The following is an 11,395-nucleotide window of genomic DNA, read 5'->3' as shown; positions in this document are numbered from 1 at the left end:
TGGACTATTTTTGCGAATGGGTAAAATAAACCCCTATTTCGTTTGCTGATACTGCCGATTCAGGTAGTTCTGATGGTACTGCCGCAAACGCTGATCAAGTTGATACCCCGTTTGGTAGCGCTCTCCCATTTTATATCCCCCCGCGTAGAGGTACTGCCATCTGAACTCCTCCGTGGTGCGCAACCTCATTTTTGAGGTTTGCACTATTTTTCTGGGTGGAATCGGAATAGCAAAGTTAAAACCCGCCGTCGCGCCATTTTGGGTGGCAACCACAAAAAGCCCGATTTCTACGTTGGTATATTGACGAATAAAATCAAATCTTCCCCCCTTATCTCCCCACAAAAACTGCCCTCCCGAAACCTTCAGCAAAAGATCCAACTTGCTGAAACGGTATTCGACGTCGGCCAGCAGCAGGAGTTTATCCATTTTTTCGTAATAAAGCCCTCCTCTTGGGTAGTAATACATCCCCGTCAGCCCTACTTCTAGCCCGTACGACCAAGGAGATTTAAAATCCGTGTGGCGGTACTGAACGTTGACGCCGTATTGGTCATTGTGAAAAAGCCCCGCCGACGCACTTACAAAATGATTGTCTTTGGCGTAAAATTGATTCAGAAAAACGGGGGCTGGACGAATCATTTTCGGGCGGTTGTCCAAATCGTTGGACACGGGAAAAAGGATTCCCCAATTGAGCGCCATGCCCGGCCATAAATACACTTGACTTTGTAAAAGAACACTCGTATTACTCCTGACGGGCTTGGAGAAATTTCCAAATTTGGCCCAAAAAACGGGATGTAACCAAAAATCAAACTTATAATTTCGGCGCTGTAACGGAAAAAAGCCCCATTTCGTCAGGGCCGAGCGCTCGGCCTGCGTCAATGCGTTTGCCTCCAACGATGCCCCCATCTTGTAGCGGGCCACTGGAATACCTTGTATCATCGGAACGTAGGTCAAAAGATGGGCCGAATCATTCACGACCTTTTGTATTCCGTACAACCCAATAAAAGGATTGCGGTACAATCGCTGTTCGTACACCACCTGCTGCTTATCGACCTGAACGTTTTCAAAATTCAAACCCTGTCTCCCCTTCCCCTCTTGACCCAAGAGTAGGCCCACGGAAGTAAACACCAATCCAACACTCCAAAAAAATGAATATAAATCTCTTAATTTCAAAGCCTTACCGTTGATTTCCTGACTGATTTATTAAAAAATCACTTCTCACTTTCCTTTCTCAACTGCCGGGGTAGTTTCAATAAATTTACCCCAAATGAAGTTCCAAACATAAATTGATCCCCGTTCAGCCATCCTGCCTGCACCGTCCAACGTTTAAAGAGCGTAGCATAAGCGCCGACATTAATGTTTTGAGAATCATACTCCACCATCAATCCCGCCTGTTTTCGAAAATGTAACACCGCTCCCCCAAAGGGTCCTACCAAATAATTGTTTTTAAAACGCCACTCACTTTTCTTCTGAATGGCAAAATTATTAAGGAAGGTAGAGTTAAGATCGGTTGCCAATACTCCATTATTTCGATAAACAAAATAAGGACTCCCATAACCCGCACTTACTTCTAAGCTAAACCTGGGATTAAACGTAAAATTCTTGGTGGCCACCACCACGTGGGTAAGCATGGCCCCGTCAATGGTAAAAGGGACGGTCATCACCACCGCCACCGAAGGCCGTTTTTTGGTTTCTTTTAACAACAAATACCGAATATCCATGGAGCGATCCCCAATTCCTTCCCGCACATCCCGAATCTTCGTATCAATCATTTGGAGTAACGTGGCCGTTATTTCCAAGCGCGGCAGAATTGCTAAATGCGCAAACCAAATCCGCTCGGGGTTCCTGTTTCGCCCCCTCATCCCGTAGTGAATGGGGTTATAATTGTACCCAAACCGAAACGCCCCATCTTCCAAGGCCACCGCCGAGGGGACATACATAAGCCCCGGTTTGCCCGAAAGATTCGTCTGGGCCGCTCCCTGCACCATGATAAAAACCAAAACAAAGGATAGCGCAAGGCTACCCTTTGTCAGAGGTGTATTCAATGGATGAAACATCTTAGCCTTGGTTGTGGCAGCTTTCGATAAGTTCAACTTTAGCGGCATTGGCTTCGTTCAATGCTTTGGTATAAGCCGCATTTACCGCTGCTGTGTTGGTGGTACGAGCCGCCTGCGCCGCAGCAGTAGCCGCCGTAGTCAGGGAGCTACACGCTTTTACATCGGCCGACTGCAAGTTATTGAGCGTGCTCAAATACCCTAAGTAACTGATGGAGTTCAAGGCTTTCAGCAAAGCGTAATCCGCGCCTAACACCGCCTGAGCCGCATCCAAGTCCGTATTTGTTTTGTCAAAAATAGCCTGCGCTGCGGTACGTAGAGCCGTATATTTTGCAGGAATACCCGCAGTACAAGTAGCTTCGTTACCCGCCAGAGCCGCAATAACCGTCTGATAGGCCTGCTCTACTTTTGCCATTTCTGCCGCTTTAGTGTTATCCAGTTTTGCAATAACCGTTGCTAACGCTTCTTCCGCTTTGGCAATGCACTCATCCGACACAGCCAAACCATCCGTTTGAGCAATGGTTTCTGGCACAGAAGCACCCGAACGGCCATTGACCGCCTGTCCATTGACAGAAGGTAACGTGAAAGAAGGCAAATAAGCCTTTAAAGCCGTGTTGGCAGCCGCTTTATCAAGCACCGCTTTCAAATCAGTTGGAAGCGCCCCACCGCCCGCTACTGCGGCCAATGTTGCGGGGGTAACCGTCGCCATTGCCGATACTTCCGTGGGTGACAACGCACCCGATACTTCAGCCGCTGACGTTTTTACCGAAGCAGGCACCACTCCTGAAGTCGCAATGCTGCCAATGGCATTGGCTACTTCAGCCGTTTTGGCGGAGGCCGTCACCGAAGATGGCGTGGTTGTAACGGGCGTTGGCGCAACAATCGTTACGGGAGCTACTTCAATTTTGTTGAGATCTTCAACCAAATCAGCATCGGGCTCCAAAGGATCGCTTTTTTTACAATTGTACATGAGGAGCGTCAAAGCCAGCCCAAATACGAAGAGTGAAAATGTACTTTTTTTCATTGTCATTGAGTGATTAAGTGATATTATTTGTTTTCTGTTTAATTTAATTTCAACCACTCCCGTGGCTTACTCGTTTTTAAATACGCTCTTTTTTAATTGATTTTACAATATAAAATTCCCTAAGAGGCAAGCTACACTAATTAACGATATTCACTATACGTCAGCAGAGTAAAGCCTTAAATCTCCAGTGTCCTTTAAGATTTAACTTTTGGACAAAGTAGTCGTAAGAAAAAAAAGATTTGCTAGAAATCCCGCCTCAAAACAAGGGGAATCAATAAACGGAGAACCGTGTTGGAGTTATGTTTCATAATTTATTAACGTTGAGTACTACATTCACCAACTAAAAACCAGAATGAAGGATTAGTGTTTATAGTTGACGATTAAGCTATAACAAATGTACAAAAAAAAACGACAAATAACAACCCAAAATAATCAAAAAACACTAAATAACTAGTAATCAAACCTATAACATTATATTTTATTAGAAAATAACAATCTAATCTTTATTATTTTCAATAAAATTACCTCAAAAATTGCTATTGTTTTTAAAAAAATGGCCCAATATCGAAAATTAGATACCTTATAGATACAAAAAAGATACCATTAAGAGTAGAATATTTAAGCTATCCGAAAAGGCAAGATATTACGTATGACTTGGAAACCAGCTCAAACGCAATTTTTCACGTAGGACCATAAAAATAAATAGTGAATTCGTTACAAAATAGCGTTTAAAAAGTCGACGAGGCTCTTGTATTAGCCGATACAACCATTCCAAGCTAGCATCCTGCATCCATTTGGGTGCACGTTTTTGGGCACCCGCAAATACTGGAAAGGCTCCCCCTACTCCAATCATTACTGACGAAATCCGTCCTTTCATGGCCGACATCCATTTTTCTTGTTTAGGGCAACCTAAAGCTACAAAGACAATCCCTGCACCCGATGCATTTATATCATTAATAATTTTTTGGTCTTCATCAGCAGTGAGTTTCCTAAATGGGGGCGAATACATTCCTCCAATCTTCAATGAAGGATAAACAAGAACACATTTCTCGCGAATTTTTTGTAGCACATCATCAGTAGAGCCATAAAAATAGACTATAACACCCGACTTGGAGGCTTCATCTAGCAATATAGGCATTAAATCCATCCCCGCTACGCGCTCCTGTTTAATGCCGTACAAAAAATTAAGTGCAGCACACAATGGTTTACCATCAGGTAAAACGATATCAGCATTGTTAAAGAAAAGGCCAAATTGATAATCTTGCTTACTTTCAATAAACATGTGAACATTTGCGACAAAAACAGAGGTTGATGTACGGGATTTTCCAAGTTGAATCATTTGTTGTACAAAATCAACAAATGTTCCAGAAGAGATATTTGCATGTAATAATTTAGCTTTATACATCACAATCCTTTTGAAGTTTACGTATTCTCAACAAGCACAGATTTATAAATATCAATTATAAAATCAAGATTTTTTTCAGGGGTGTACTTTAAATCATAGGTTAATTTTGCATTCTCTTGAAGTAGTTTCTTAAAACGTTCATCGGAATTAACCCAAAAATCAAGAGCAGACTTTAAAGAATCAGAATTACCAGTTTCAAAATGTAGACCATTGAATTTATGTGTAATCATTGAGGCCATAGCACCAAGATTGCTTGCAATAACAGGGGTGCCAACTGAAAAAGCTTCTAATATTGTCATAGGCATTCCTTCATACCATATTGAAGGAAATAATAATGCAGTACAACAATTCATTTCATTTAAAATTTGTGATTTATTAAGACTACCAAGATATGTAATGTTATTATATGTATTAGATGCAGTACAAACATCATCTAATAAAGGACCATCTCCTGCTATCAATAATTGGTAATCAATATTTTTGAAAACGTTTAGAAGTAATGTAATGCCTTTTTCTTCACTTAACCTTCCTACAAATAAAAATTTATTATTTCTTGATACTGGAGATACAAAATAATTTTGAATAAAATTTGGTTTGACAACAAATTTATCTGGATTTCTTCCTAGCCAGGAGTTCAGAAATATATTTTTAGAAAATCCAGTCAAAACAATATATTTATCAACTAAATACCAAGTTCCAATTTTTTTATGAAGCCAATTTACAAGCCCAAGCCAAAATGTTTGAATGTAAGAGTTCCTGTAAAGTTTTTTTTTAATTGCTAACCATGGAAATCTAGAAGTGATACTATCTAAAAACAATGAGTCATTAGAAAGTAAAGTAGCAGAGGGGCATAACAAACGATAATTATGAAGCGTCACAACAATTGGTATACCAAGCTTATTAGCAACCCTAATAATTATTGGACCAGAGGCAAAGTGAAAGTTGTGAACATGTATAATATCTGGTTTAAACTCTAAAATACTTTTCTTAATTCGCTTCGAAGAAGAAAGATTCCAAAAATACAATAAAAATTGAAATGCTCCAAAAAAGCTTTGCTTATTATGAAACATTAATTTATCAATTATCAGATGTTTTGAAAGAAGGTTTGATTCTTGTTCAAAAACAAAATCTTCACCACCTTTTAAATTGTAAAAAGTATGAATTAATAATATTTTCAAATCAAAAGTATTTAAAATTACAATTTATTTAAAGTATTTAAAAGAAAAGCAAAATGCTTTAAAGAGTCATCTCTTTGATTATCAATCAAGAATGAATTATTTTTTTTTGAGTCAAAACTACTTAAAAGATTAGACAAGGAATTTACGTCATCAATTATATAATTTTCATTATTAGAATTTTTCAAAAATTCTTTAGCTTTACTGGGACCTTTGTAACTAATAAAAAAGGCACCAAAGGATGCTGCGGCAACACCAACATGCAATTTTGATGAAATTACAAAATCGGCATCTTTGAGAAAATCTACTCCTTCGTGTATTTTATTAAAGTCAAAATTTTTGCCAGAAATTTCAAATTCATAGTTACCTATATGAGACAAAGGTGCTGCATGAGATTTAAACGTATATACGTCAAAAATATCAAAAATATCGTTTTTAATAAACGAATCTATTAAAGGTCTAGCTGTTTTATTTTTCAAATTCAAAACAATTTTCTTCTTTTTTTTAGCACTTACGACATTTATAGGTTTAAAAAAAATTGAAGTTGACAAAACAATGTCAGGAAAATATTCAAATATTGAGTTCTCAACAAGCAACAAATCAGATGGCAATCGAACGGAACCATTTAGTGTATACTGAGTTGAAAATATTTTATTTTTATAAGGGTTATTTAATTTAATCGAGTTTGCACCACCAATAGAAATAGGTATGATTTTTTTATTATACTTACGCAAAGAATTGAATAAATGCATAAATGACATTTCAAACTTAAATTCACTTTCTTTAAGTGCAAATTTCAAAAAGGAGTTATTAACCAACATTCCACCGCCACCAATCACAATAACATCATTATAATCAACAAAGTAATCAATTGATTTTATTGAAGAGCATGAAATTTCAGATGCAAGATTATCTGACAAATTATAGGCAGTAACTTCAAATCCTTCACTAATTAAATAATTAACAAATAATATAGCCATCAAATCATCGCCAAAATTTCCTTTATCATAAAGGCCCCAAATTCCGATTTTCATAAATTAAATTTTTATAGTCAAAAAAACCTATTTAAAATACTATTTAGTGCACTATAATTAAATTGAAATTTTTTAGATATTGAATTGTTTAAAAAAATATCATCTGGAAAATCAAAACTACCAAACTCCTTTGATTGGTCTAGACTATCATTGTAGTTAATATTTTTACTTGTATGAGTAGCATCTACTCCAAATCCAATATTTTTTACTTTTGAAACAACAGGAAATACAGACAAATAATTATACTTAAATTGGTGTAAAACAAATTGAACATCCCAAGTATCAATCTCACCTCTAGTTTGTTTACCTAGCATTGGGTATAAATTATATCCAAGTTTATAAAAATCCCATCTCTTTTGAAATGACGAAAAGTAATTTTGATAATCATCTATATTCCAATCAATTTTCTCCCATCTATTTTTCCAAGTGGCCCACCCCCAAGAAGTTGTTCTTCTTTCAAAAAAAACACTATATTTATAATCAACAGGAATATTAATGTTCGGCATATAACCTGATATTGACAATATTTTTAAATTTTTTTCATAAAAATTTAGTGATTCATTCATGTATATCAAGAAATTTTTACTGGTCACTAAGTCATCTTCTAATACAATAACTCTTTCATATCTTTCAATTACTTTATTTACACCATTGATTATAGAATTTGCAAGGCCTATATTACTCTGAGCTTCAAATATTTCAACATTTTTAAAACCACTTATGGTTTTAATAAATTCTCTAACCTTTAGCACTTTCTCAATATCATTTTCAGATTTTGCAAAATCTGAAAAAATAAACAATTCGCTTTCATTTGCAAGATAATTATTTTGCAAGGCATTTACAGTATACTGAAGAGTATCAAGCCTTTTATATACAAACAAAAGTATTGGACTTAATGATTTCATAAATAATTATTTCATAGAGTTTAAAGCCAAAATTGTAAGACTAACTTCCAGTTACCTTTCTTCCTTTTAAAGTTTCTTTAAATGAAATAATGGTAACAAAGTAGAACGAATACATAACTGTTTCATAGGTATATACATTGTCTGTTTGCATCAAAATCAAGAGCAGAAAAAAACTTGAAAAGGACAGAGGATGTATTATAGCAAATTTAACCATAAAATAACACCATAAAAGAAACAAAAACGGACCAAATTCAAAATAAAATTTATAAAAATCATTATGAAATGGCGTTGGGAGTTTCATAAAATAATATAGAATATTTTCAGCATATCCTATACCATACCCCAAAAAGAAATCATCTTTATCTTTTAGTAAGGAGAAAAATGTAGAGATACGACTAAGTCTACCCATAAAAAAAGCATTTGGACTTACCCCAATCAAATCATGAATTTGAGAATCAAATTTCCCAGTATATAGAATTGTCCAAAAATTTGCCAATAATAACATAACTAAAGCAAAAACCACACAGAAAGTATTTTTTACATTTCGTATAATTTTATTATAAATAAATGGATAAAAATATAACACTATTAATGACAATACTAAACCAAATATAGCAATTCTTTTTGCACCTAAAATCACAAACAAAACAGACAAAACAAAGCTTTGGTAACGCTTATAATGCAAGAAATATATTGAATAAAAGCCAAAAATTAGTGAGCTTCCACTTTCAGTTTCATAACTAGAATTTGTAATATAGTTCGAGCTAAGGCTACTTAAAATAGACTGAAAGGACACCCCTTTAAGGATTAGTTCAGCCAAATAAATAACTATGTAGTTATAAAATTGAAAAGATATTACTTTTCTCAAATCGTCATAATCAACATATAAGTTTATCAAATAAAGTGCAAATAGAGGAGAAAGTAAAAAAACAAAATTAACAAAGTTTCTATATGTCAGTCCTATTGAGTATACAAATGTATTTGTTAGAACAGTAAGTAATACAATAAAAATAAACAACTTTCCAATGTTAAAAATATATTTATTCCCAATTTTCCCATCATTTATCTTTTTATTTTTTACCTCTAAAAACGGCAAGAAAAGCAAAACTATTGGCGTTAAAAATCTTATATATTTTAGACTTTCAAATCCAATTGACTGAGCTAAACTACTTATTGAAAGAAGTATAAGTGACGAATAAACCAAAACTAGACGTTCATAATTCATTTTAAACTAGTTAATCTAAAAAAATAAATTAAAATCTCTTCTTTGCCAACTCATTATAATAGCCTCTAAAATGGCTTAGCATAAAATACTTCATATTTATAACGCTAATACCTTCCTTCTTTATAGAAAAATACAATATCAAACAAATAAGCATTTCAGTAAATAACCAATTAATTGCACAACCTATGAACCCCCATTGATGCACCATTAGTATATTTGTAATTACACTTACAAAAGCGTTTATTGCAATAACTTTAAAGTATATTTTATCCAAATTTAAATTCAAAATTGTTTGCACACCCATTACATTATTAATTGCAACAAACATTGGAATAAACGTTAGTATTTTAAAAACAATCACCGATTGAGCAAAATCATTTCCATAAAAAATCATTAAAACATTTTCACCAACTACAAACATAACTATTGCCAATAAAACTGTCGATATAATTACAATAGGAAGCAATTTTTGGACTGTTTGTATCCCTAATTCTTTATTTACTGCAAATGCTTTACTTATATATGGATAAAAAACTTGTGCTAGTGGTAGCGTTATAACAAGTTGAGCAACAGAAATTAGCCTTTGTCCTGCCGTATAAAAACCTACTGATTCTTTACTTTGTAAAACTCCTAACACTACAACATTTACAGTTGTATATATACTTGTAAATGCGAGAGAAAAAAAAACAGTTTTATCATCCCAAAGTAATTTAAAGCACCTATTTATTGGTATAAATATTAATTTTATTTTATATTTTTTTTTAGCCCAGACAAATGAAATCAATGAAATAATAACTTGTGAAGCACTTAACATCAATGGTTGCCAATAATAATCACTTCTCTCTCTAATTAATAACAGGACAGAAATTATATATATTGTTTTACCTAGTAAATTTAACAATGCAATTCTAGGCAAATCCTGCATTGCCTGAAAAAGCCATTCTTGAGTTAATACTGATGAAATACAAAATATAAATGCATATACTGACAATAACCTCTCCGACTCTAAAGCTGGCAAAAAAAGAACAAAGTTTGTAAAAATAATCAGGGAAATAAAAAAAAGAATTATTTTACAATAAAACACCTCACTAAATATGAGTTGTCTACGTTCAACAGTATCTGTAAATTGAGTAATTCTTCTTGTTGCAGTTAAATTGAACCCATAGCCAATAAACATATTAAAATATACTACAAATGCACCTACAAAGTTTATAATTCCAAATTTTTCCGGGCCAAGTATTCTTGAAATTATAGGAACTGAAATAAGAGGGAAAACAAAGTTAGCAATTTGAACAATACCGAGAGAAGCAATATTTTTAACTAGTACATTTTTCCCTGCCATAATTTTATTTCTCAATTATTTCTCTAAAAATATAATTTTAGAAACACTTATTCAAAGTAATTCAATACCCCAAATCCTTCTTTCAACAACAATTGATCTTTTTGGAAAAGGCGTAAGTCGGCAGTAGCCATGTCTTCAATCAGCATATCGAGCGTATGCTTGGGTTTCCAGCCCAACTTTTCCATGGATTTGGTGGGGTCACCGATGAGGAGCTCTACTTCGGTGGGGCGATAATAGCGCGGGTCAATTTTAAGGATAACGGTTCCTTCTTTTAAATGCTCACCGATGGGAATGCCCAATTCCTGCAAACGCAGGGTATCAATCGAGGCAATCGTGCCCACTTCATTGGCTTCGGTGCCCGTAAACGCCACTTCTACGCCCAAGAACGCAAAGGTTTTACGGATAAACTCCCGTACGCGGGTGGTTACGCCCGTGGCAATCACAAAGTCTTCGGGGGTTTCCTGCTGTAAGATGAGGTACATGGCCTCTACGTAGTCTTTGGCGTGGCCCCAGTCGCGTTGGGCGTCGATGTTACCCATGTAGAGGGCGTCCTGCAGTCCCAACACAATTTTGGCAGCGGCACGCGTGATTTTGCGGGTCACGAAAGTTTCGCCGCGCAACGGTGATTCGTGATTGAACAAGATTCCGTTGGTGGCAAACATCCCGTAGGCTTCGCGATAATTGACCGTTATCCAGTAGGCGTAGAGCTTCGCCACGGCGTAGGGCGAGCGTGGATAAAAAGGCGTGGATTCCGATTGGGGAACAGCCTGCACCAAACCGTACAGCTCAGAGGTGGATGCCTGGTAGATGCGAGTTTTGTGGGCAAGGCCTAATAAACGTACCGCTTCCAAGATACGGAGAGTACCGATACCATCGGCGTTAGCGGTGTATTCGGGCTCGTCAAAACTTACTTTTACGTGGCTCATGGCCGCGAGGTTGTAGATTTCGTCGGGCTGCACCTCCTGAATGATGCGGGTCAGGTTCATTGAATCGGTCAAGTCGCCGTAGTGTAAGATAAAACGGGGATTTTCGACGTGGGGATCTTCGTAGAGGTGGTCGATGCGGTCGGTATTGAACATCGAACTTCTGCGCTTGATACCGTGTACGGTATAACCTTTACTTAATAAAAGCTCGGAAAGATAGGCGCCATCCTGACCGGTGACGCCCGTGATGAGGGCTACTTTATTTGTCATAACGTTGAGCAATAAATATCTAACAAATTTGTGCTTTTCAG

General features: G+C 36.0%; 10 protein-coding genes. All 10 read right to left on the bottom strand.

Annotated elements, in window-relative coordinates:
* Nucleotides 1-33: 33 nt before the first annotated feature.
* Nucleotides 34-1,170 carry a YjbH domain-containing protein gene (locus tag DVG78_RS17390; protein WP_229598254.1) on the bottom strand — a complete coding sequence of 379 codons (1,137 nt, stop codon included), beginning with the start codon at nucleotides 1,168-1,170 and terminating at the stop codon, nucleotides 34-36.
* Between the two features lie 38 nt (nucleotides 1,171-1,208).
* Entirely contained in the window at nucleotides 1,209-2,054 is an 846-nt protein-coding gene (locus DVG78_RS17385) for a YjbH domain-containing protein (protein WP_158550045.1), read from the bottom strand.
* A 1-nt stretch (nucleotide 2,055) separates the two neighbouring features.
* Nucleotides 2,056-3,075 carry a RodZ family helix-turn-helix domain-containing protein gene (locus DVG78_RS17380; RefSeq protein ID WP_114462327.1) on the bottom strand — a complete coding sequence of 340 codons (1,020 nt, stop codon included), beginning with the start codon at nucleotides 3,073-3,075 and terminating at the stop codon, nucleotides 2,056-2,058.
* A gap of 643 nt (nucleotides 3,076-3,718) precedes the next feature.
* Nucleotides 3,719-4,480 (bottom strand): WecB/TagA/CpsF family glycosyltransferase, encoded by a 762-nt coding sequence (locus DVG78_RS17375; RefSeq protein ID WP_114462326.1) that lies wholly within the window; start codon nucleotides 4,478-4,480, stop codon nucleotides 3,719-3,721.
* A 17-nt stretch (nucleotides 4,481-4,497) separates the two neighbouring features.
* On the bottom strand, nucleotides 4,498-5,658 hold the full coding sequence (locus tag DVG78_RS17370) for a glycosyltransferase family 4 protein (protein ID WP_114462325.1): 1,161 nt from the start codon (nucleotides 5,656-5,658) through the stop codon (nucleotides 4,498-4,500).
* A 17-nt stretch (nucleotides 5,659-5,675) separates the two neighbouring features.
* A complete protein-coding gene (locus DVG78_RS17365; protein WP_114462324.1) occupies nucleotides 5,676-6,689 on the bottom strand; it encodes a polysaccharide pyruvyl transferase family protein in 1,014 nt (337 codons plus the stop codon).
* A 17-nt stretch (nucleotides 6,690-6,706) separates the two neighbouring features.
* Entirely contained in the window at nucleotides 6,707-7,594 is an 888-nt protein-coding gene (locus tag DVG78_RS17360; RefSeq protein ID WP_114462323.1) for a sugar transferase, read from the bottom strand.
* Nucleotides 7,595-7,634: 40 nt separating this feature from the next.
* On the bottom strand, nucleotides 7,635-8,819 hold the full coding sequence (locus DVG78_RS17355; RefSeq protein WP_114462322.1) for an O-antigen ligase family protein: 1,185 nt from the start codon (nucleotides 8,817-8,819) through the stop codon (nucleotides 7,635-7,637).
* A gap of 28 nt (nucleotides 8,820-8,847) precedes the next feature.
* Entirely contained in the window at nucleotides 8,848-10,161 is a 1,314-nt protein-coding gene (locus DVG78_RS17350; protein ID WP_114462321.1) for a flippase, read from the bottom strand.
* A gap of 47 nt (nucleotides 10,162-10,208) precedes the next feature.
* A complete protein-coding gene (gene gmd / locus DVG78_RS17345) occupies nucleotides 10,209-11,354 on the bottom strand; it encodes a GDP-mannose 4,6-dehydratase (protein ID WP_114462320.1) in 1,146 nt (381 codons plus the stop codon).
* Between the last annotated feature and the right edge of the window lie 41 nt (nucleotides 11,355-11,395).

It is taken from the genome of Runella aurantiaca (assembly GCF_003339505.1).
GTDB classification, from domain to species: domain Bacteria; phylum Bacteroidota; class Bacteroidia; order Cytophagales; family Spirosomataceae; genus Runella; species Runella aurantiaca.
This window is presented reverse-complemented; position numbering and strand designations above follow the sequence as displayed.